This is a genomic window from Gimesia aquarii (assembly GCF_007748175.1).
GTDB lineage: Bacteria > Planctomycetota > Planctomycetia > Planctomycetales > Planctomycetaceae > Gimesia > Gimesia aquarii_A.
The window spans coordinates 1,804,477-1,826,772 of sequence record NZ_CP037422.1 but is presented as its reverse complement, the minus strand read 5'-3'; the positions used below and the strand labels follow the sequence as shown (position 1 = coordinate 1,826,772).

The window sequence follows — 22,296 nt, the reverse complement described above, 5'->3', positions numbered from 1 at the left end:
AATTCTCCTTAGAGGTAATTCAAGATGCTTGAGGAATGATTTATCAAAAATTTTGGCTAGCAAGCAGTGAATAATGGAAAATAGACCCCATCATTTTTTGGTTGCAGATCAAGGTGGGTGAATTTATCTCAAATATATAAACTTTTCTTAATATATCGCATCCTAAAACGCAAATCGAGCTAATTGTGAGAAAAGATGGGAGATGTTCGGAGATAGTGATCGTTGCGAATCACCACAGAAACAAGGGGAATGGGGGATCAATACTTTGTGATTGAGATTGCGTTCACAAGCAAACAGTTTTGTTTTCATGCTGGAAATGAAAAGAGCCACTTCTCTCAAGTAATATTATGAACTTGAAAGAAGTGGCTTATGAAAATACGGAGAGAACGGGATTCGAACCCGTGGAACCGTTTACACGGCTCACCGGTTTAGCAAACCGGCGCATTCGGCCTCTCTGCCATCTCTCCAAGTCTTAAGTGATCCACAGATTGAGTGGGCCATCAAGAACTCTTTATGCTGATTTTTGCATGGAATGTCAACGGAGTAAAGCTCTGATTATGCAGAGACTTCGGTAAATTCACTCCATGCCGGAAAGGGAGTGTATCAAACCAAAATCTCAGCTGCAATGGTTTCCTCATTTTGAATTGTGAATGTCCGAGACCAAAGAGGTGAAACGTTGAAATCACAGAATAATCCAAGTGACTTTTCTACTGTATCATCATTTTTGCCTGATAGTTATTCGCTTATAAGTCGTTTTCATATAAATGCTTATGGCGATATAAAAAACTATGATTCCAAATAGGTTTGCAAAGCCTCTTTCCAATGCGGAAGTGAAAAGCCAGTTACTTTTTTGAACTGAGCACAATCCAGCACGCTGAATCGAGGGCGTTCAGCGGGCGCGTTATATTGTTCCGTTAAGATGGGGTTCATTTTCACAGTTAGTCCGGCGAAATCGAAAATGGTTTGAGCGAATTCGAACCAGGTGGTTTGACCCTCGTTAGTGACATGGTATAAGCCCAAGCGATCAGTCTGAATCAGATTTTTGATTGCCGCTGATAGATCAAGAGTGGACGTGGGCGTGCAATATTGATCGTTAATGATAGAGAGTTCATCTCGTTCCTGACCCAGGCGTAACATGGTTTCGACGAAATTGCCATTTCCAGATTTACCCGCTGTTCCATAGAGCCCGCAAGTACGGATCACAAAATGTTGAGCGCAAATCGCACGTACAAAGTATTCACCCGCTAATTTACTTTGTCCGTAGACACTTATGGGACCGGGCAGATCCGTTTCACGATATGCTGACTTGCGTGTTGAATCGAACCCAAACACATAATCAGTGCTGATATGCACTAACCGGATTTTGTGTTTCTGGCAATACAATGCCAGATTACGCGGACCCAGTGCATTCGTAGCAAAGGCCACTTCCGGAGTTGATTCTGCCTGATCGACTTTGTTATAGGCGGCCGTATTGATTATCAGTTCGGGCTGACTCTCGGTAAGGGCAGATTCCACACTGTCAGCATCTTCAATTGTTATTTGTTGATGTGTCAGACCTGTGAGTTGATGTCTATCTGAACTCAGAGTCGACATCAGATCGCATCCCAGTTGTCCTTGAGAGCCGATGACAGTGATGCGCATTTGCTATGAACCTGACTGAAAGTAATAAATTGAACCAAGACCTTGTTCTGTTCTCGCACAAAGGTAATCGCAGAAAGTAATCAGGGGGACGTTGTCTCTTACAGAATTGGTTTTAGCGGTTGGTCTTTTCAGAATCAACAGCGAATCCAATTGGTTTTGGGGGCGGGATATACGCATTCAATCTATCTCTCTTCTCACTCAGAGTTTTAAACAATTTATCTGTGACACTTATCTGAGATACGAGTATTAGATACCGAGTGTTTTAAGGGTAAATGTGTACCTTTAGTAGGTATGAACAAAAAGAAACTCTCCTATTTCATCAGAGTTTGCGCGTACTTGTCTATAAAAAATATGTTTTTGAAACACAGCAATTCATGAAGCGAACTAAGGCATTTCTGGTCGAATCGTGGTCTGAAATATTTTGATAATATTAACATAATAATCATTTTGTTTTTGACACGTTAATGTCCAGTAAATATCATAAGTTTGTTAATTAAATTAATATCTAACCTTAATTAATTGAGCGTTCGAATATGCCCCCGTGGTATTTCATACGGCTTTCTAAGCTTTAGATTCTCGTGGTGATGTATTGCTTCCGGCTGATGGGTTGGAATTTTTAAATTCTGTTTCATAACTTTCTACCACAGGAGAAGACCATGAAAAGTAACCGTCGTGGATTTACACTCATTGAACTGTTAGTGGTGATTGCAATCATCGCAATTTTGATCGCTTTACTGCTTCCGGCTGTTCAGCAGGCGCGTGAAGCAGCCAGACGCAGCACTTGTAAAAATAATTTGAAGCAAATGGGATTAGCCTTACATAATTACCATGATACACATCGTGTTTTTCCAGCTTCCGTTTATAACAAAGGAGTTTGTGGCACCGCCTATACTGCGCCTGGGCATGGTAACTGTCTGGTGATGAATACAAACGGTTTGCTGATGCTACTTCCCTTTATTGATCAAACTGCCCTCTACAACCAATACAACTTTAACTCTGCGATGGGAGAAGCAGTTGCTTCAACACCAGGCTACTCGGCACAAACGGGGCCTTCGGGTAGTTGTTCACAAACTGTCTTAGGTAACCCGGCCACTAATGGAAACGGCGCACTTCATCAAACAAAAATCGACGTATTGCATTGTCCTTCGCAACCTAAGACCGAGGAGCTTACAGCAGACACTCCGACGTACAGAGCTGCCAGTGGCGTAGTCGGTCGAAAGACCAACTACGATTTCATTGTGTATGCGAACTACAGACATGCAAATTGCAATGATTGGCGAACTTCCGCTTTGACTGCGTTCACGAATCGTAGAATGTTTGGTGACAACAGCTATTGTTCTCTTGCTGACATCATCGATGGGTCGAGTAATACCCTGGCGATGGGTGAAACAAAATACGATGTTTACAATGGAAGCGCTGCACCCTGGGGTTACCGGGGGTGGTTACAGGCTGGTATTGATCCCCATTTCGGAATTAACAACCATATTTATTCTGGAGTCGATAGATCACCAAAACTCGCCAGTTGGAGTTACGCGGGAAGCTACCACGAAGGGGGGGCACATTTTCTGCTGGGAGATGGCGCTGTTCGTTTCCTGAGTGAGAATCTGGACCGGACTCTGGTCCTAAATCTGGCCCGCATTTCCGATGGGCAGGTTGTAGGCGAGTTTTAAACCTAAGTCCTTCAGGAAGTGCGAATTGAAGGCAACAACACTGAGTATTTTACTTTCCGCCGGATCAATTTCAGATTGATCCGGCGAAGGTTAGCTTTGTGATTTTAACATTTCATGAAATTCCGAATCACCGTTTCACCTCTACTTATTCAAATACACCATCAAAAAGAGATTTATCAAATGTATATTAATCAACTTATCTGGATCGTAATTTTGAGTTTCATGACTTTCACCGGTTGTAGCGGTGGACAGGATATCGCAAAGTTCAAGGAAGGTCTTGTCCCAGTGAAAGGGATCATCAACATTGATGATAAACCGGTGGAAGGGACTCAAATTACTTTCACACCTGAAGAGACTGGGGCTGGGCGGTTTGCGATTGGGGTTACCGACGAGACAGGAAAGTATCATATGATGTCACCACCAGGAGGTTCCAATATAAAGCCTGAAGATTTTCCAGGTGTCAAACCAGGTAAATATCGTGTTACATTCAGTCGCTTTTTACTGGAAAATGGTTCGGTGTGGGATTCTCGGAATTCGGAAGAGGGACCCATGAATGTTGGTGCCAAAGAAACGATTCCTGTGAAGTTCACTAATGCAAATACAACATCATTTACTGCGGATATCAGCCCGACTGGGAATGAAGCTTTAGATTTCAGAGTGAAATCAATGGCGAAACGTTAAGTGTATCGCAGAATCTTAATCAGCGAGTTCAATTGGTAAAAGACTAATTTTCATCTGTGGAAGATGTTGAAAGCGGGGCCACGAAGTGAACCTGCTTGACGATTTCTTTGAAACCAAGTGATGTATAAAGGTGGTTGCCAATTGCGTTTTGTTCCAGTGTTTCGATTTTCGCAAGCGAAAGATTTAACTTGCGAAAATGATCGAGCGCGAATTCAAGCAGCTTACGTCCCATGCCCTGCCCGCGGCATTCGGGAACAAACGCCATATTAGGAATATAGCCAATACTCTCTTCGGGGTCATGCCACGTCGAGATATATCCGACGATTTTCCCTTCCCATTCTGCAACGAAGATGCCTTCCGGTTCGCGGCAGGCGTCTGCTTCCACATGCCGTGCTTTTCGCCATTTCCAGTCATGGTCGTTAATGATTCCAAATTCTTTTTCGATACCATGGTCTATGGAAACACCTTGAAACGCTTCCACGGTGATTTCTTTCAATACCGCGAGATCATCTGGATGGTAGGGGCGAATTTTCATGGCAGTAAATCAATTGTGATTGCTGGAGGGAAACATCGGATGAGACTGACGAGCGAACCGGCTGTATGCTATGATGTTTGCATGGAAAAATAAAGGAGTGTTAACAAAACCTGCTTTAGGGCGGTTTTAAATTAATATAAGTGTACGTTGATGGGAGAGTGGATGGCTGAATCACCAATTTACACCGCCGAACAATTTTTAGAAGCCCGGCTTGAATTGCCTGATGCAGGTCGCTGGACTGAGCTCGTCCAGGGAAAAATTGTAACGCTGGACCCTCCCGATATTGAACATGGGACGATTGTGCTTAATTTGTCGAAAGTGCTCTCTCTCTATTTGCATCAAGTCGATCAAGGGTACGCTTGCTTTGAGTTAGGGCTGCTGGTCAATCGCGGACCCGATACAGTACGTTTTCCACCGGCTGCTATTTTTAACAGTGGGAATCGATTTGAAGAGACTGACAAAGTCATTTCAGAGCGAAAACCCACGGTGATTGTGGAAATTGCATCAACTCATCAGCGGCGTCAGTTAATGAGTGACCATGTCAATGACTATGTTCAATGGGGTGTTGACCTGATTTGGGTGATCGATCCCCCCAAGCAGGAAGTTCTCGAATATGTGGCTGGAAGTGAGAGCCAGGTGATTGATATTAATGGAAAAATGACTGGAGGCACAGTATTGCCTGGATTTGCTATGAAGTTAAAGGACTTGTTTGCAGAACCGGTATGGTGGTAATTTATTGTTTTCGTAATTTTTAATCGTAGTTTTAAATTCATCACATGTTTGCTGAGAAATGGTTGCTCGTTTCAGTTGTGTTTGATGAAAAGAAATCAAGGAAACTTCAGGGATGTCTGATTTACATTTTAATGTCGCAGTGATCGGAACCGGCCCCGGCGGCGAAGGGGCGGCGATGCAAGCCATCAAACAGAACAAATCTGTGATCGCGATTGAGAAATTTTATGAAATTGGTGGGAATTGCACACATACTGCAACGATTCCCAGTAAGGCACTCCGGTATGCCATTCTGCGAATGTCGGAAGTCAATAACTACATGCGTCAGATGAGTCGTCCCGGTATGACGATTGACTTAGAGTTTCCGGAACTTCGAAAGTCTGCGGCCTCGGTGATTCAAAAGCAGGTTGCCATGCGACGTACGTTTTATGAGCGGAATGGCGTGGAACTGATTGAAGGGGCTGCCCGGTTTATAGACCCACATCGCATGCGTATCGATACGCCCAACGGTCTGACCGAAGAGATCACGTTTGATTATGCTGTCATTGCCACTGGTTCTCGACCTTATCGGCCCGATGATATTGATTTCAGTCATCCTCGTGTCTTTTGTAGCGATACGATTCTCAATCTCGATTTCACGCCACGCTCCATCACAGTCTACGGAGCTGGGGTGATTGGTTGTGAGTATGCTTCAATGCTGCGAACGATGGGTATGAAAGTCAATTTAGTGAATACTCGCGATTCCCTCCTGGATTTTTTAGATGATGAAATCAGTGATGCGCTAAGTTATCATATGCGCGAAAGCGGCGTCTTACTGCGACATCGTGAATATTATGAATCGATTGCAGGAACCAACGATGGTGTGATTACGGCACTTCAATCGGGGAAGAAACTGAAGACGGATATTTTGCTGTTTGCCGCTGGTCGGACTGGAAACTCGGAAGATCTGGGATTGGACACGTTAGACATCGAACCAAACTCCCGTGGACAGATTGAAGTGAATGATGATTTCCAAACGAATTTGCCACACATCTATGCTGTGGGAGATATCATCGGTTATCCCTCACTCGCCAGTGCTGCGTATGTGCAGGGACGCTACGCAGCCAGCCATCTGGATAATGGTGAATGTGAACGCGCTCTGATTCGCGACATTCCGACAGGTATTTATACCAGCCCCGAAATCAGTTCACTGGGAAAGACCGAGCGAGAATTGACAGAGGCAAAAATTCCTTACGAAGTAGGGCATTCCATGTTCAAGCATCTGGCACGAGCACAGATTGTGAACTGTCCGACAGGAATGTTGAAGCTATTATTTCATCGCGATACGCTGGAGATTCTGGGGATTCATTGTTTTGGACCAAATGCCTCCGAAATTATCCACATCGGTCAGGCGATTATGTCGCAACCGGGTGAAGCGAATACACTGCTGTATTTCATCAATACGACATTTAATTATCCCACAATGGCAGAAGCATATCGCGTGGCTGCGTTGAATGGTTATAATCGATTGTTCTAATAAAATTTTTTAGATCGGTGAAAATACACATGTATGAGCTGCCGTGATCCCGTATTCGGATCGAGGCTAGTAAAAGACTTTAGGAGAGGGATAGGAAATGCATTTCCGAGAAATCTTTCGTAAGCGTCTTTTCTGGGCCTTTGCATTATTCTTTCTGCTGTTTGCAGGGCTTATGTTTCTGATCACCCGGGTACAAAAAGCCCAACAAGCCGCATACGATTCAATGGTGATGGGGCAACTAAGCTATCTTTCTATCTCAGCCTTGAATTACAAAGATCTAAAAGGAAGTTCAGTTTTTAACGATGCCCAGAAGCAGGGAGTGAGCTGGCGAGTTTTGCTTGCTGAAGCATTGGGTAAAGAACTATTAGAGGGGGTTCAGGGGAGTGGTAACGATCGTACTACTCCTAATTTTCTTCGAGACCGTGAGAAACCCGGATTGTTGCGATTGTTGACTGGAAGTTCTTCTTCTGCTCGCCTCACAAGTTTTCGGGCTGTGAAATTGAATGCGGAAAGTAATCAAAGAGACCGCAATGAGTCGGCCTGGATGTTTGCTTATTTACCGATGAAACAAGATCATTGGCTCTCAACGACAGTCATCCCTCAAGCGGAGCTCGAAGGATTAATCATGCTTGATAACGGGCAGGCTATTTTATGTAAGATACCTGAAGAACGTATGTCAATGCGGGGGGCTCAGTTTTTAAATCGTGTTAAAGCAGATACATCAATCAAGTAAGTCAAAAATCATACTGTTTGCATTTAATTTCTTTTGAAGAACCTCTCAAACCACATATAATCGACAATTTCTGAAAATGTGCACTTAATTAAAAACTCAGGAGAGCTAATTAATGAGCCGTTCGATCATTGGTATCTTGTTTTTTCTGTTCGTGGCAATCGGTTTGGATACAGATGATTGCCAAGCAGAAACAGAACGGCTGAATGTTCTGTTCATCGCCGTCGATGATTTAAATGACTGGATTAGTTGTCTGGGAGGTCACCCCGATTGCAAGACTCCTAATATTGATCGTCTGGCTGCCCGAGGGACCTTGTTTACGAATGCGCATTGTGCCGCACCTGCGTGCAATCCTTCACGGGTTGCTCTCATGACGGGAATTCGTCCCTCTAATTCGGGTGTCTATTTGAACTCGCAACCCTGGCGACCCGTCATGCAGAAAGCAGTGACGCTGCCCCAGCATTTTCGTAAACATGGTTACCATGCCATTGGATCAGGAAAAATATTTCATGGTCGATATACTGATCCAGATTCGTGGGATGACTATTTAAAACAGACCGGTGATCCCAAACCAACGTTAGCTGTTTTGAACGATCCGCACAGTCGTGCGGGGTCAATCATCTGGGGAGTGCTCGATGTCAAAGATCAGGAAATGAGCGATTTCAAAATGGCTAATTACGCCATCGACTATCTTGGCAAAAAACATGAGAAACCATTCTTTTTGGCGTGTGGAATCTATCGGCCGCATATGCCCTGGCAGGTACCTCGCAAATATTACGACAGGTATCCCCTAGATCAAATTCAACTTCCCAAGGTGCTGGAAAACGATCTGAAAGATATCCCTGATGCGGGTGTGCGAATGGCTAAACCGGGTGGTGATCATGCCAGGATTTTGAAAACTGACAACTGGCGTCATGCTGTGCAGGCATATTTAGCAAGTATGGCCTTTGCTGATGTGCAGGTGGGGCGTGTTCTGGATGCATTGGATGCCAGCCCTCATGCCAAAAATACGATTGTGATTCTATGGGGAGACCATGGCTGGCATTTAGGGGAAAAGCATCATTGGCGCAAGTTTTCACTCTGGGAAGAAGCCACCCGTGCGCCCTTGGTGATGTTCGTACCGGGAGTCACTAAGGCAGGATCGCGTTGCGGACAGGCCATTGATTTCATGAACATTTACCCGACGCTCTGTGAATTATGTTCGCTTCCTGTAGGAGAACATCTGGATGGCATCAGTTTGGTGCCTTTATTGAAAGATCCTGCCAAGACGTGGGATCGCCTGGCGTTAACGACACATGGACGACTTAATCACGCCGTGCGTAGTAATCGATATCGTTTGATCCGCTACAAAGATGGAAGTGAAGAACTCTATGACCATCGCAAAGATCCGATGGAATGGAAGAATCTCGCAGACGACCCCGCATATGCAGAAGTCAAGCAACAGCTTGCCAAAGGATTCCCACGTAAAAACGCAGTCGATGCACCACACGATCAATCCCGTAGAGGTAAACAGAAGAAGAACCAGAAAAGGAAAGCGAAAAATAAAAGGAACAACTCGACAAAATAGATATGCTGTTACGAAATGGGAATCGATTCCCATTTCAAATTCAGTGCAAGCCTTATTCTAATTCGCGCACAACGCGGAAACCGACGTTGTCGCCGCAGCTTGTCAGTGGAAGTTTGGAGCGATAGGCAGACCGAACGTATTCAGGGAAGAGATACCACGAGCCGCCACGCACAACATGTGTAGAGCCAGACTGAGGTCCCTGGGGATCTATCGCTGGCTTTCCTGCAAATTGATCGTAATAGCTTTCCTTGTAAAAGTCGCTGCACCACTCTGAAACGTTTCCATGCATATCGAACAGCCCCCAGTTGTTGGCTCGATAATTTCCCACAGGAGACGTAAAAGCAAAGCCATCTTCCGTTAAAATACCAGTCACTTCCGGGTAGTTTGTCTTGAATGTTTCTTTGGCGGTTCCATCCCAGATATTTCCAATTTCAGATAATTTTTTCGGATCATTTCCATGATAATACAACGTGTTCGTTCCTGCGCGACAGGCATATTCCCATTCGGCTTCAGTGGGCAAGCGGTACTGCACTCCCTCCTGACGACTGAGCCATGCGCAAAAAATCGTCGCATCGTTCCAGGTAACATTCAATACCGGATGGTAACGAGTACTCCTCCAGCCTGAGTCTCTCCAGCTGAATTTGGGTGAAACGGAGACAAAGGTTTCAGTCGATTCGTTCCAGCCAAAACCACCTTTACGAGTTCGTTCAACGTCGGTCTTGTAACCCGTCATTTTTACAAATTTTTGAAATTGCTCATATGAGACTTCATGTACGCCCATATAAAACGATTTTGAAATTTGTACCCGATGTTGAGGAAATTCATCGCTGTGATCATCATCGTATAACTTGAACTGTTTCGCGCTTACAACCTCGGATTTACTGCTTCCCATCAAAAATTCTCCTTCAGGAATCAATGCCAATTCCATTCCGAGTGAATTCTTGATGCGAATTTTTTTATTGAGCTTCTTCGCCAATTCATTCTGTCGATGTTTGACTTCATGCTCTGTAAGAATTGTGGGACCGGGCTGAGTCTTCTTCATTTCTCCTGCCATCTGAATCAGCAATTTATGAACTTGGCCTGATTGACACCCGAGAATCAACGTTCTGTTATCGGGGCTAATCGTGATATCTCGAGCGATATCGTCAATAATATAAGTAGTAAGCAACTTTCCTTTATGAAGGTTCCACAGTTTGAGAGTATTACCTCTGGCAATGGAAACAGCCCACTTTGCATCCGGTGAAACGGCCAAGCAATTAATATCTTGAGTATGACCTTTCAGTGAGTGAAGAATGTTTCCATTGGTAAGATCCCAGACTTTAATATCATGTGTTCTGTTTCTCACTGTGCTTGTCAGGGCTCGCTTTCCATCTTGCGATAATGCCAGACAATGAATGTTTCCGATTTGTTTTTCAAACGTGCGGAGCAGCTTTCCACTAGTCAGATCCCAAACTTTCAATTCATTGGGAGCTCCTGAAAAAACTTGCTTTCCATCTGCAGATACATCCAGACAAGTAACTCTTTTTTCATGGCCTTCAAGTGTATGGAGCAGTTTGTTTGTGGTGAGATCCCACACTTTTAATTCATCCCGTGTTGTCCGTTTGTTTTTTGAACTCACAATACATTGTGTTCCATCTGGTATTACTGCCACAATCCCGAAGGCAATCTCAGGTAGGAATTCGTGGCTTATCTTACCTGTCGTCAAATCCCAGCCTAGCAACTGGGAGTATGATTTTGAAATCACATATCTTTTATCTGGCATATATGAAAGCCAGTTATCGTTAGAAAACCCAACTCCTTTATTGAGATCTTTAGATAATGTATCGTTAACAAGATCCCAGACCTTCAGTTCATGAACGGCACCTGAAATTGCTTCTTTCCCGTCGGAAGAAACGACCACGCATTTTACTTCATGTGAATGCATTCCTGGCATCTGGATTTGACTGCTCACTTCAGACGCCCAGAGTTTCAATGTTTTGTCCCTCGATCCTGAAATGATCTGTTTCCCATCGGGTGATATCGCGACACAATTTACTCCTTCGATATGCTTTTTGATCGTTCGAATCAATTTACCGCTGATGAAATCCCATACACAAATTTCTCGATTCGACCCGGCAATAATTTGCTTTCCATCCGATGAAACTGTGAGACAAGAAACATAATCAGAAGGTTTTTCAAGAGTCCGAAGAAGTTTGCCACTAGAGAGATCCCAGATCTTGGGTTCACCACCACCCGAAATGGCATATTGTCCGTCAGGTGTCATTACAACCTGATCGAAGTCATATGATCTGCTTTTAATAACTCGCATCTGTTTGCCAGTTTTAAAGTGATTTAATACGATGCTGTACCCTGATCCGGAAAGAATCCGCTCTCCGTCCGATGAGATCGTAATAGATTTAACACTATGTTTGTGCCCCTTTATTGTTTTAACAATTTTCCCCGAAGCGAGTTCCCAGATTTTGACAGTCTTGTCTCTTGATCCTGAAACAACATGCTTCCCATTCGGGGACACTGCGATACTGAAAATGGAACCAACATGTCCTTTGAATGTTTGAATCAGTTTTCCAGTAGCAAGTTCCCATATTTTCAATGTTTTATCATCCGATCCTGAAACGACATATTTTGCATCCGGTGTCACTGCTACGCAGAAAACAGCACGGGAATGTCCTTTCAGTGTATGGAGCGGTCTGCCAGTAGAGAGGTCCCAAATTTTTAATAACCTATCGCGTGCCCCGGAAACGGCATGCTTTCCGTCATGAGTCATAGCCACACAAGAAATACTTTGTAAATGTCCCGAGAACGTTCGTATGAGTGTCCCGCCTGCTTGATTAAATGTGGGCCATTCAGAACGAACTCGGATACGCTGTTTGGGGAGTACCTGGAACTTTGCTAAGGTTGGTTCCTGTCGATTTAGCAACCGAGCCTGCAATTGTTCCCGTAATGCTTCGGGATGATCGCGCAGAATATGTCGAGACAAATCGAGCGCAGAATAAACGGCTTGAATATCTGGGGCCTTAACGTTCTGGTATTCTTCGATCATTTTATCGATGCCAACTTGTTCCAAACGCTGCTCAAGCCACTCCGGATTTAAATATTCTGGCTCGACTGCGACAGGAATCGTCAGGGTATGCGACAGTTCATTCGGAAAGCCGTCCAGCCTGCGTTCCCAGCTTTCATTGTCCTTTGTTAACTTGACTAGAAATCTTCCTGTTTGTTCTTTCGGTGTTAACTTCACCTCTAATTGTCCCTGCCCCTTATCGTCTGTTTTTATCGTCCCCAGGACAAACCGTTCGTTTTTATCGCGGCCCGGTTGGTATATCACATCAACGGTGACATCCTCCAGTTGTTTCCCCATCTCTTTTTTGATGGAATCCGCTCGTACTGTAAATTGTCCCGTAAACGCTTTGGCTGCTGAAGGGATTTCTGCTTTGGGTTCCACAATCGCTTGCATTTGTTTTTTAGCTTGCTTCCTGTTTTCACGAGCAGAATTTTGTTGCTGAGCTTTAGTCTCCTGATACGTTTGAACTGAATTCGTTTCTGGTTTTGCTGGTTGTTTCGTGTCTGCAACTTGAGATTGGGGACTGGATTCTTCTCTGCCACCCATAAAGAGCGCATAGAACATGATCGTGAGAGACAAGAGACTAACAATACCCGCAATTGCCCACCGAGTACTGAAATGGAGCCCCAACAGCTTTAGTTGGGACTGATTTTTTCTTGTTTGTATTGAAGATGTGATAGACGGTGATTCCACCTGGATTGCCTGCGAATTTTCAGGCATTTGTGATTGTAACGTTCTCTGTTTGTGGTTTGCCTGTTGTATCTGTTTTTCTGTGGTATCAATCTCTGACGTAGAAATCCCCAGTTTGGCTTTCAGCTTTTTGTCATATTTTGCTTTGTGAGGGGGAGACAACAGGTATGCGGAGACTTTCTCAATATTTTCCAGCAACTTTTGTGACTGTTGCAATTCTTCACCAAAGGCATTTTGCTGGATGAACGCGATGGCATTCTCGGCAGCTGCTTTAATGACTTCGGGGTCGTCTTCAAACAATTCCAGACCCAGCAGGCGATAAAAGTGGGGAGGCTGATCTTGAGGTGGAATACCAAGCCATCTTTGATAAGGATCAAATTTTGTCATTGCACTGGTTACGGAAGGATCCTAGGGAGCTCAATAGCAATTTTAGCTATTTGTCTGGTCTGGCGATGTGGGTAGTGCCCCCCCGCATCATGAGGACATCAATACTAATCAGTATTCAAACCTCTAATCAACCGAAATTAATCTAAATTGACCAAATGTTTTAAAGGATCCTTTATCAAAACCACAGTGCATGCTGTGTTATTAAGAAGAGCGCAGAAAGGGATGCTGAGTGCTTATAGGTGAAAGCACCAACTAATCCTTTTTCTTGGTTTGAGATTTTTCGATCATCGTGGCGAGTTCATCGACGGTCACGATGGCGTCTTTATCTTGATCTGCTTTAAAGAAGAGGGGAAGTTCGCGCAGTGGAACTTCAGACTGTTCCAATTTGCCATTGGAATTTTTATCGCGGCGGCGAACGAGTTTGAAGGCAACAGACTTGTATTCACTTTCGACTGTTGCATTTTCGATAGGAATTGCCACGTTGAAATATCCGATCATCATTTCGTTCCAGGTTTGATCGCCCCAGGAGACCGCTTCGTTCGGATTTGGATTTGAAAGATTACTGTCTGAATTGTTAAAGTGCGCTACACAGTGGATGTAATCACCAACTTCAAGTGGAATTGGTTTCTGAATTTTGTAAGCTGTTTGCCAGTTGAAGTCGAAGGCAGGGATGTCAATCAATACTTCGCCGGGCTGATCAGGAGTTTTTCGGAGTTCATAACGAAACGACTTTCCCCGCAGGTGCATGTGCGGCATAAAGCCCAGGAGCAGCGCATTACGATCATTGGCGGGAGAGGTTCCTTCAATTTTAAAATGATCATCATTGGCGGGAATCGAAAATTTGCGACGCACAAATTGTTCATTAATCACTTGTGCCGTCACGACTTGATGTGTGACCTTGGATTTGTCAGTAAAGACCAGACCAACTTTACTGCGATCTAATTGTTCGGTACCAATGGGGGTGTAATGCATTTGAAACACTAATTTAGAACCCGCGGGTACTTTTTTAGCCATACCTTTGGGTAGCATGACTTCTCGGGAACCGGGAACATAACCAACGAGGAACTGGTCACCTTCGCCAAAGACACGTACGCGTTTACCTTTTGGAGCGCGGGCGAATACGAGAATATGGTGTACGACAGCACGATTGCCGGGCAGCGCTTCGGCGCCTGCCAACCATTTATCTTCCGTAAACCCAGGATCAACGGTGAAGTATTTATATTTCACACCACGTTTACCTGCCTGTGCAGGAACGGTGAAAGGCTTATCGTCCATATAATAAACTTCATCTGGTTCCTGGGGTAGTTTCCAACCAGAAACGAATGTTCGTGGCTCTGGCAGGTCTTTCGGATTCCCTTCCGGAGAACCATGTTCAACCCATTGATAGATGAGTTCTTTTTCTGCTTTACTCAAACTGCGATCATTTGCGAATGTTCCATGTTTAGGACTTGCATGCCAGGGAGGCATTCTCTGGTCACGAACGACCTCTGCAATGGTTTCCGACCAGCCAGCGACTTCCTGATAATCGGTGAGCTCAAAAGGGGCAATTTCACCTGCGCGATGGCACTCCACGCAATGTTTCTGAAAGATACGGGCAATTTGATTCGAATAAGTGACTTTGCTGTTGGCATCCGGTTCTCGAACGCGCCCAATAAAACAGCCAACAGGTTCCGTTGATGCCACACTGACGGGTTTTCCTGCGAGTAACTCAGTCAGCGCCTGCTTCAGATCTTCACGTTTCGGTTCATCTCTGATGTAACCAACACCATACTGGTCATCAACTCGACCGTGATATCGGATTTTGCGGTCTTGGTCCAGGACAAATATTTCGGGTGTCCGTTTCGCACCGATTTGATCCGCGACACGGTTACCAGCGTCTTTCAGTACAGAGTATGTAATTTTATGTTTCCGCGCATAGGCGGCAATTTCCGTGAGCGAATCCTGCTGGTTGGACATGATGGCGATGAACGTGACGCCTTGTTTAGAATAAGCAGCGGAAAGTTTTTGTAACCGACCACCGTAGAGTTTCGCTAGTGGGCATTCTGTTCCCATAAAGGCGATCACGACAAGTTTCTGGTCTTTCGTGTCACTCAGTTGAACGGTTTTACCTCGAAAATCCTTGAGACTAAAGTTCTCTACTTTTTTTCCGAGAAGAGAATCAGTTGATTCGGCCAATACCGTTCCTGTGAACAGAATGGCGGACATGAAACCCAGAATTAGATAACAGAAGCGTTGCATTCGACCTTGAACTCCTCTTTCAACTCATATTTAATGACATTCTCTCATTTTATGTCGAAACGGTTTCTCCACACTAGAGGAAAGTACCCTAGTAGTAGTACCTATGTTTCAAGTTTCATATAAAATTTAAAAAGAACTACACATGGGCGAAAACTTATGTGTTCAGAGGTAAGTGTGCACCAGTGATCGTGGGATTGGGGACAGATATCATCGAGATTTCACGTATCGGTCAAATGATTGAGCGTCATGGCGATACATTTCTCAATCGGGTGTTCACTGAGGTCGAAAACGAATACTGTGGCTCCAAGAAAAATAAAGAGCAACATTATGCGGGACGTTGGGCTGCGAAAGAAGCGGTGATGAAGACGCTGGGAACCGGCTTCATTAAGGGGATTGGCTGGAAAGAAATCGAAGTCATTAATCTGAAAAGTGGCAAACCAACGATCGTCATTTCAGGGGGCGTAGAGCGTCAAGCTGAGGAAATGGGGGTCGATGAAATTCTAATTACGATTTCACACAGTCGTGAATTTGCGACCGCCACGGCTATCGCTCTAGGCAAGATGAGTTAGATCCCACCAGTTGAGATTAGATTTGTTCGGGGTCGAGGAATTTTTCAATCACGGGAAGTTGATGCCGTTCCAAATGATCGATCAACGTTTCGGCAGTTTCATTGGCAATGATCAATTCCCGGTATTTGGGTTTGATAAATTCCGTTTCGATACAATGTTCAACCATAGTTAATAAAGGGTCGTAGAAGCCGGCAATGTTAAGTATGCCCATCGGTTTAGAATAAATTCCCAATTGCACCCAGGAGACCACTTCGAACAGTTCTTCCAATGTGCCAAAGCCGCCAGGCATGGCAATGAAGGCGTCTGAGCACTCTGACATCTTCGCTTTGCGGGTATGCATATCTTCGACAACCAACATTTCTTCCACGCCTGGATGAAGTAGTTCTTTGGTTGCCAATTGTCGGGGAATCACACCGATCACGTTGCCACCAGATTCCAGAACGGCATCGGCAATCACGCCCATTAAACCAATGCTCCCCCCTCCGTAGACCAGCGTGATGTTCCGCTGTGCCATGCTGCGGCCCAGTTCGATTGCTGCCTGCTGATACAGCTGGTCATTTCCCGATTTTGAACCACAAAAGACACAGATGCTTTTCAGCGTGCTCATGCTCCGGTTCCATCGGCTGACTGGTCATTCTCGGCCTGAGGTTCTTCGTTCTCCTGATCATCGCCCGTTTTTCCCTCGGGTGCATTTTCCACAAAGGTACCGGGTTTAATCTGAGGTCCACGTTGGTGTTCTTGCAGAATGGACTGAAGCTGCTCCATGTCCATCACTTCGCATTCCAGTAACTCTCGGGTGAGATGTTCTAATAACTCACGGCGTTCGTCCAGAATTTCATAAGCGGTTTTGGAGCATTGATCTATAATGCGTCTGATTTCCAGGTCGATCTCACGTAAGGTATTTTCACTGTGTACGCTTTCCGCTGATGACTGTGAATCTCCGAGGAACGGGGATCGACGGGTTTCGCTATAATGCACGCGGCCCAATTTGGGGCTCATTCCAAACTCCGTCACCATACGACGGGCCATATCTGTGGCGCGTTGTAAATCGTTCTGGGCTCCTGTGGAGGTTTCTTCATAAATAATTTCTTCCGCGGCAATACCACCCAAAAGCACGCAAATACGGCTTTCCAGCTCACTTTGCGTGACAAGCTGCTTCTCCTCTTCAGGGCGCTGTAATGTATAACCCAGTGCACCCAAACCACGGGGAACAATGGAAATTTTATGAACCGGATCAACGTTTGGTAACGAACAGGCAACCAGAGCATGTCCACATTCGTGATAGGCAACACGGTTTTTCTCATCTTCATGAATCAGTCTGGTTGATTTCTCCAGACCGGCCACGACTCGTTCGACTCCTTCTTCACATTCGAGCATCGAGACGGCGTCTTTGTTGTTTCGGGCAGCCAGCAAGGCTGCTTCGTTGATGAGATTAGCGAGGTCTGCGCCCACGAACCCAGGTGTGATTTTGGCAATGTGTTGCAGGTTAACCGTTTCATCCATTTTCACTTTGACACTGTGAACTTTAAGGATGGCTTCGCGACCTCGCACATCGGGCCGATCGACGAGTACATGTCGATCAAATCGACCCGGACGCATTAAGGCGGGATCTAATGTTTCCGGACGGTTAGTCGCGCCCATGACGATAACACTCTGATCGGAACCAAACCCGTCCATTTCAACTAATAGGGCATTGAGTGTTTGTTCTCGTTCATCATGGCCGCCCGGCATTCCACTGCCACGTGTTTTGCCAAGCGCGTCTAACTCGTCAATGAAAATAATGGCCGGTGATTTCTGAGCGGCTTGCTGGAACATGTCTCGCACGCGGGCAGCGCCCACACCGACGAACATTTCCACAAAGTCAGAACCTGACAAGCCAAAAAAGGGAACACCCGCTTCGCCGGCAACCGCTTTGGCAAGCATGGTCTTACCGGTGCCGGGGGGCCCTACTAATAAAACACCTTTGGGAATCCGACCGCCGAGTGCCTGATACTTGGCAGGTGTTTTTAAAAACTCAACGACTTCACGTAGTTCCTCGACAGCTTCCTCGATGCCTGCGACATCATTGAAGGTAACTTCGATATCTTCCTGTGCATACATGCGGCCACGGCTGCGGCCGAAGGACATGGGAGAACCGGCGCCCCCCATACGTCGAAACAGATAGATCACAAAAATTAAAAGTACGATGGGAAAGAATAAAACCGCAATCAGTGATTCCCATTCCGATGGACGGCTTTCAGAATCGACAATGATATTCTTGGCTTCGAGTTTCGATTGCAGTTGGGCACGGACTTCGGAAGGAATCCCCCAGACAGGAATGTAAAACTTCTTTGTGGTTTCCGGTAATGAACTTTTATCAGGAGACTCTGGTTTAGGCTGATCCTGAAATACGATATAGTCACTGCCGAATTTCAATTCATGAACGTTGGTCTTGTTATATTTGCCATCGTCAAGCCCTTTGACGAAGTCTCCAAATTTGATTTTATCTCCTTTCGTGTTATTCGAAACCACCGAAAGGGTAATCACCAGAATCAATCCACCTACAACCAGATACCAGAGCACATTATTTTTGGCCCCTTTGGGTTCAGGTCGGCGACCATCACCTTTAGGAGGCTGGTCAGATGAGGAAGGACGTTCTTTTCTGTTCTGATTGTCGGAATCCATGTTTGGCATAGAAAAAGTTCTTTTCTGAGTAGTGCGTTCGTCTCGTGATTTATCTTAAATACGCACGTAACAAAAAGTTAGGTAACGAAATCCCTGGAAAGAAACCGTATCTGAAGCAGCACGATTCTTCATATGGAATGCATCTTAGCTTTATAGTTAATGTATGTCGTTTCGCCAGAGGGGTCAATCACACGTTTTTACGAGAAATCCAGGTTCAGCTCAAATCACTATCTGAAAAGGGCCTCTTGAGTGAGGAATGCCCCTTGTCATGTTTAATTATTACGCCTAAAATGCGGATTCGTTGGTGGTTAGGCAAAATATCGAACCGAAGAATGTCTTTTTTCCGCTCTCTAATAAAATCGATGAAACAGTCAATTTAACCGACTGAAGATGAGAAAACAGGGTCGAATGAAGCGAATAGCCGTTCTTGGGTCTACCGGTTCGATTGGTACGAATACTCTCGATGTCATTGCCTCCCACTCAGAGGAAATGCAATTAACGGCGATTACTGCCCATAGCAGTTGGCAGCAGTTAGCTAAGCAGTCCCAACAATTTCACCCACGGTGGACTGTAATCAGCGATCCCAAGTTGAGTTCGGTCGTGACGCGAGATTCTTTTTCTAATGCAACCGAAGTTCTCTTCGGTGCTGATGAGATTGAACGAGCCTCATCTTCAGATGACGTGGATATTGTGATCTGTGGAATTGTGGGAGCGGCTGGTTTAAGAGGAGCCTGGGCAGCAGTCGAGGCGGGTAAAACTGTAGGTATTGCGAATAAAGAGACGTTAGTGGTTGCAGGACCATTGATTATGGAGCTTGCAAGACAAAATCAGGCGACGTTAATACCAGTAGATAGTGAACATAATGCAATTTTCCAGGCGTTGCAGGCAGGAAATCCTAAAGATGTGAAACGAGTGGTTTTGACAGCCAGTGGGGGCCCTTTTCGAGGGGCGACTCCAGCGGAGCTAAAAGAAGTCACGCCTGCAAAAGCGCTCGCACATCCTACCTGGAATATGGGGCCGAAAATCAGTGTCGATTCTGCGACGATGATGAACAAAGCTTTGGAGATTATTGAGGCAAAGTGGCTATTTAATCTGTCAGCAGAGCAGATTTCAGTTGTTGTGCACCCTCAATCGGTTGTGCATTCGATGGTGGAATTTGTGGATGGTTCGGTGATCGCTCAGCTTTCGCCACCTGATATGAGGCTTCCCATTCAGTACGCACTTACGTATCCTGATAGGAGAGAAGGCTTAAATATTCCGATGGACTGGAGTCAGTCTTTTGAACTAACCTTTGAACCGCCCGACAGGGAAGCGTTTCCTGCATTGCAACTCGGATACGAAGTTGCAGAAAAGGGGGGAACCTGTGGTGCGGTATTAAATGCGGCTAATGAAGCGGCGGTTGAACGTTTTTTGGCGGGCGAATTGCATTTTTGCAATATTGCGATCTCTTGCCAACAAGTTTTAGAGTCCCATCAATTCGATCCCAATCCAACTCTGGAAGAACTGTTTCTGCTGGATGAGTGGGCTCGCAAGGAGATAAAAAAGTGGAAGTAGAGCTAAGCAGCCTGTTGTTAGGAACATTTACAAGCAAAATTATCAACATCGCCATGGTTGCTTTGGGGCTGGGTCTGGTGATTTTCTTTCACGAGTTAGGGCACTTCGCCGTTGCCAAGTGGTGCAATGTAAAAGTCGAGCGGTTCAGTATTGGCTTTGGACCGATTATTTACAGCTTCAAATATGGCGAGACCGAGTATGCACTGTCCATCATTCCCTTTGGTGGGTATGTCAAAATGCTGGGGCAGGACGATGTTGATCCGAGTCAGTTAACCAGTGAAGAAATTGCCCTCGATCCTCGTTCGTATTCCGCCAAACCCGTTTATCAAAGGATGGGGATCATTTCAGCGGGCGTCATCATGAATATTGTAACTGGGATGTTGTTCTTTGCATTCGCTTTTCGGATGGGTGTGGAATCGATGCCGAGCGTCATCGGCGCCGCTATTCCCGGAATGCCTGCCTGGGAATCGGGGATTCAGCCAGGAGATGTCATCGAAGAAATTGATGGTAAAAAAACGAGTTCTTACATGGATATCATCCGTAGTAGTGCGTTTAGCGATGGTGATATCACGATGGCGGGCACGCACCTGGATGGTCAAAAGTTTGATATCAAAATTACTCCGGATCAAACGGGAACACGGCCGCAAATAGGTACGATTCCTTCTAATAGTCTGCGTATTCCCGTCTTTCAGGACCCGGCACAAAGTGTGGCCAGTAAAGGGACCGCAGCCGCCAAAGCAGAACCGGGTTTCTTGGGAGGTGACACCTTCAAAACCATTGATGGCAAAGCGATTAAAAACTATGCCGAACTTCAAAGGACATTTGCAGCAAAAAGCAACCAGACATTAAAAATTGGTGTCAATCGGAAAGGAACGCCGCCCACAGAGATTGTTGAAATTTCGGTTGGAAATAATCCTTTCCGTACATTAGGACTCCAGATGGATATTGGACCGATTGAATCGATCCAACAGGGGTCACCTGCGGAACGGGCTGGCTTGAAAGTGGGGGACAAGATCACACACATTGATAATCAAGATGTCGGACAAGCTTTGAATCCATTGAAGTTGCCCAACTATTTTTCAGGCAAAGTAGGTGAAACTATTCCGATCGTAGTGAAGCGGCAAGAAGCCGGAAGTGATCCTACCGAAGTGAACTTGAATGTTGTTCCCATCGATAATCCTGCCTGGCTCGAACATCCTTATAAAACGGATACACCTTTAGCCGTTGGATCGATTGGAATTGCCTTTCATGTGATTCCAACGGTTTTGAAAGTAGAAGAAGGGAGCCCCGCTGCTAAAGCAGGAATCAAGGTGAATGAGCGGATCAAAAAGATCAAAATCATGCTACCGGGCAAAGACACGGCCGCTGATTGGAATAATATTCCGGAAGTGACTTATGAATTCGATGATAAAGACAAAAAAATGAACTGGGCCAGTGCGTTCTGGGAGATGCAGGTGCGTCCGGGTTGGCCTGTGGAATTGACCGTCAGTAATAAACGTCAACTACGAGAAGTCAAAATGACGCCCTGGGTCAATCCCAATCAAGAAAAGGGAGAACAATGGTCATTGCCTGTTCGAGGAATCAGGTTAGAGTTATTGCGGGAAACACAAAAGGCCGACAGCATGGGACAGGCGCTGGGAATGGGTGTCAGATACACTTCGAACTCAGCCAAAGATATTTATCTGACCTTGAAAAGTTTGTTTACCGGGCGCGTTTCCCCTCTCGAATTGAGTGGCCCCGTCACGATTGCGACTGTTGCCTATGAAGTCGCCCATCAGGGATACTCCGAATTATTATTATTCCTTGGTTTTCTGAGCGTGAATCTTGCGGTTTTGAACTTTTTGCCGATTCCTGTCCTGGATGGCGGACATATGGTGTTCTTGTGCTGGGAAGGGATTACTCGCAAGCGTCCCAATGAAAAAGTACTGGCCGCAGCCACTTATGTCGGAATGATTTTTGTGTTAGGTCTGATGCTGTTTGTACTTTATCTAGACATTTTCCTGCGAGCTTTGTCTTGATTTTTTCCATCTCGCAGATTTCGTTTTGCCCTCGCCGATGATTTTGTTA

Annotated in this window: 15 protein-coding genes and 1 tRNA gene; 9 read left to right on the top strand and 7 right to left on the bottom strand. The window is 45.4% G+C overall.

Translation table 11 applies throughout. The features are described 5' to 3' along the window. Positions 1–378 precede the first annotated feature (378 nt). Together V202x_RS07240 and rfbD are read right to left on the bottom strand one after the other, a co-directional pair. A tRNA-Ser gene (locus V202x_RS07240) sits at positions 379–467 on the bottom strand. A 319-nt stretch (positions 468–786) separates the two neighbouring features. Next, entirely contained in the window at positions 787–1,641 is an 855-nt protein-coding gene (gene rfbD / locus V202x_RS07235) for a dTDP-4-dehydrorhamnose reductase (RefSeq protein ID WP_145172550.1), read from the bottom strand. Positions 1,642–2,297: 656 nt separating this feature from the next. Here rfbD and V202x_RS07230 point away from each other — a divergent pair. Continuing rightward, on the top strand, positions 2,298–3,311 hold the full coding sequence (locus tag V202x_RS07230; RefSeq protein WP_144982490.1) for a DUF1559 domain-containing protein: 1,014 nt from the start codon (positions 2,298–2,300) through the stop codon (positions 3,309–3,311). Between the two features lie 180 nt (positions 3,312–3,491). Continuing rightward, the gene (locus V202x_RS07225; RefSeq protein WP_145172549.1) at positions 3,492–3,992 is read left to right on the top strand and encodes a carboxypeptidase-like regulatory domain-containing protein; all 501 of its coding nucleotides are present in this window, start codon (positions 3,492–3,494) and stop codon (positions 3,990–3,992) included. A gap of 43 nt (positions 3,993–4,035) precedes the next feature. Here the strand turns inward: V202x_RS07225 and V202x_RS07220 are convergent, their stop codons facing one another. Further along, on the bottom strand, positions 4,036–4,527 hold the full coding sequence (locus V202x_RS07220; protein ID WP_145172547.1) for a GNAT family N-acetyltransferase: 492 nt from the start codon (positions 4,525–4,527) through the stop codon (positions 4,036–4,038). Positions 4,528–4,689: 162 nt separating this feature from the next. Between V202x_RS07220 and V202x_RS07215 the strand changes: the two genes are divergently transcribed. The 4 genes from V202x_RS07215 (at position 4,690) to V202x_RS07200 (ending at position 9,069) form a co-directional block, all read left to right on the top strand. Continuing rightward, on the top strand, positions 4,690–5,259 hold the full coding sequence (locus V202x_RS07215; RefSeq protein ID WP_197993268.1) for a Uma2 family endonuclease: 570 nt from the start codon (positions 4,690–4,692) through the stop codon (positions 5,257–5,259). Positions 5,260–5,371: 112 nt separating this feature from the next. Beyond that, the gene (gene sthA / locus V202x_RS07210; protein ID WP_145172543.1) at positions 5,372–6,772 is read left to right on the top strand and encodes a Si-specific NAD(P)(+) transhydrogenase; all 1,401 of its coding nucleotides are present in this window, start codon (positions 5,372–5,374) and stop codon (positions 6,770–6,772) included. Positions 6,773–6,869: 97 nt separating this feature from the next. Further along, complete coding sequence (locus tag V202x_RS07205; RefSeq protein WP_145172541.1) at positions 6,870–7,505, top strand: hypothetical protein; 636 nt, start codon at positions 6,870–6,872, stop codon at positions 7,503–7,505. Positions 7,506–7,617: 112 nt separating this feature from the next. Further along, positions 7,618–9,069 (top strand): sulfatase, encoded by a 1,452-nt coding sequence (locus tag V202x_RS07200; RefSeq protein WP_145172539.1) that lies wholly within the window; start codon positions 7,618–7,620, stop codon positions 9,067–9,069. Between the two features lie 52 nt (positions 9,070–9,121). On the opposite strand, the gene V202x_RS07195 is transcribed toward V202x_RS07200, so the two are convergent. Both V202x_RS07195 and V202x_RS07190 read right to left on the bottom strand, forming a co-directional pair. Next, complete coding sequence (locus V202x_RS07195) at positions 9,122–13,204, bottom strand: SUMF1/EgtB/PvdO family nonheme iron enzyme (RefSeq protein ID WP_145172537.1); 4,083 nt, start codon at positions 13,202–13,204, stop codon at positions 9,122–9,124. Positions 13,205–13,456: 252 nt separating this feature from the next. Next, positions 13,457–15,442, bottom strand: coding sequence for a redoxin domain-containing protein (locus V202x_RS07190; protein ID WP_232098900.1), 1,986 nt, complete (start codon positions 15,440–15,442; stop codon positions 13,457–13,459). A gap of 158 nt (positions 15,443–15,600) precedes the next feature. On the opposite strand from V202x_RS07190, the gene acpS reads away from it, so the two are divergent. After that, complete coding sequence (gene acpS / locus V202x_RS07185; protein WP_232098899.1) at positions 15,601–16,011, top strand: holo-ACP synthase; 411 nt, start codon at positions 15,601–15,603, stop codon at positions 16,009–16,011. A 16-nt stretch (positions 16,012–16,027) separates the two neighbouring features. Here the strand turns inward: acpS and V202x_RS07180 are convergent, their stop codons facing one another. Both V202x_RS07180 and ftsH read right to left on the bottom strand, forming a co-directional pair. Continuing rightward, a complete protein-coding gene (locus V202x_RS07180) occupies positions 16,028–16,618 on the bottom strand; it encodes a TIGR00730 family Rossman fold protein (RefSeq protein ID WP_145172535.1) in 591 nt (196 codons plus the stop codon). Next, a complete protein-coding gene (ftsH, locus tag V202x_RS07175; RefSeq protein WP_232098898.1) occupies positions 16,615–18,684 on the bottom strand; it encodes an ATP-dependent zinc metalloprotease FtsH in 2,070 nt (689 codons plus the stop codon). The genes V202x_RS07180 and ftsH overlap by 4 nt, the downstream gene beginning before the upstream one ends. Before the next feature lie 399 nt (positions 18,685–19,083). Between ftsH and dxr the strand changes: the two genes are divergently transcribed. Both dxr and rseP read left to right on the top strand, forming a co-directional pair. Beyond that, positions 19,084–20,229, top strand: a complete 1,146-nt coding sequence (gene dxr / locus V202x_RS07170; RefSeq protein ID WP_232098897.1) for a 1-deoxy-D-xylulose-5-phosphate reductoisomerase — start codon at positions 19,084–19,086, stop codon at positions 20,227–20,229. Then, positions 20,220–22,247, top strand: coding sequence for an RIP metalloprotease RseP (rseP, locus tag V202x_RS07165; protein ID WP_145172531.1), 2,028 nt, complete (start codon positions 20,220–20,222; stop codon positions 22,245–22,247). Before dxr ends, rseP begins: the two co-directional genes overlap by 10 nt. Positions 22,248–22,296 lie beyond the last annotated feature (49 nt).

What these genes read in the sequence shown, in the direction of transcription:
- V202x_RS07190 (WP_232098900.1), bottom strand. Translation starts at nt 15,442, where the DNA reads ATGCAACGCTTCTGTTATCTAATTCTGGGTTTCATGTCCGCCATTCTG.
- V202x_RS07180 (WP_145172535.1), bottom strand. Translation starts at nt 16,618, where the DNA reads ATGAGCACGCTGAAAAGCATCTGTGTCTTTTGTGGTTCAAAATCGGGA.
- V202x_RS07215 (WP_197993268.1), top strand. Translation starts at nt 4,690, where the DNA reads ATGGCTGAATCACCAATTTACACCGCCGAACAATTTTTAGAAGCCCGG.
- V202x_RS07220 (WP_145172547.1), bottom strand. Translation starts at nt 4,527, where the DNA reads ATGAAAATTCGCCCCTACCATCCAGATGATCTCGCGGTATTGAAAGAA.
- V202x_RS07205 (WP_145172541.1), top strand. Translation starts at nt 6,870, where the DNA reads ATGCATTTCCGAGAAATCTTTCGTAAGCGTCTTTTCTGGGCCTTTGCA.
- ftsH (WP_232098898.1), bottom strand. Translation starts at nt 18,684, where the DNA reads ATGCCAAACATGGATTCCGACAATCAGAACAGAAAAGAACGTCCTTCC.
- sthA (WP_145172543.1), top strand. Translation starts at nt 5,372, where the DNA reads ATGTCTGATTTACATTTTAATGTCGCAGTGATCGGAACCGGCCCCGGC.
- V202x_RS07200 (WP_145172539.1), top strand. Translation starts at nt 7,618, where the DNA reads ATGAGCCGTTCGATCATTGGTATCTTGTTTTTTCTGTTCGTGGCAATC.
- V202x_RS07195 (WP_145172537.1), bottom strand. Translation starts at nt 13,204, where the DNA reads ATGACAAAATTTGATCCTTATCAAAGATGGCTTGGTATTCCACCTCAA.
- V202x_RS07225 (WP_145172549.1), top strand. Translation starts at nt 3,492, where the DNA reads ATGTATATTAATCAACTTATCTGGATCGTAATTTTGAGTTTCATGACT.
- dxr (WP_232098897.1), top strand. Translation starts at nt 19,084, where the DNA reads ATGAAGCGAATAGCCGTTCTTGGGTCTACCGGTTCGATTGGTACGAAT.
- rfbD (WP_145172550.1), bottom strand. Translation starts at nt 1,641, where the DNA reads ATGCGCATCACTGTCATCGGCTCTCAAGGACAACTGGGATGCGATCTG.
- V202x_RS07230 (WP_144982490.1), top strand. Translation starts at nt 2,298, where the DNA reads ATGAAAAGTAACCGTCGTGGATTTACACTCATTGAACTGTTAGTGGTG.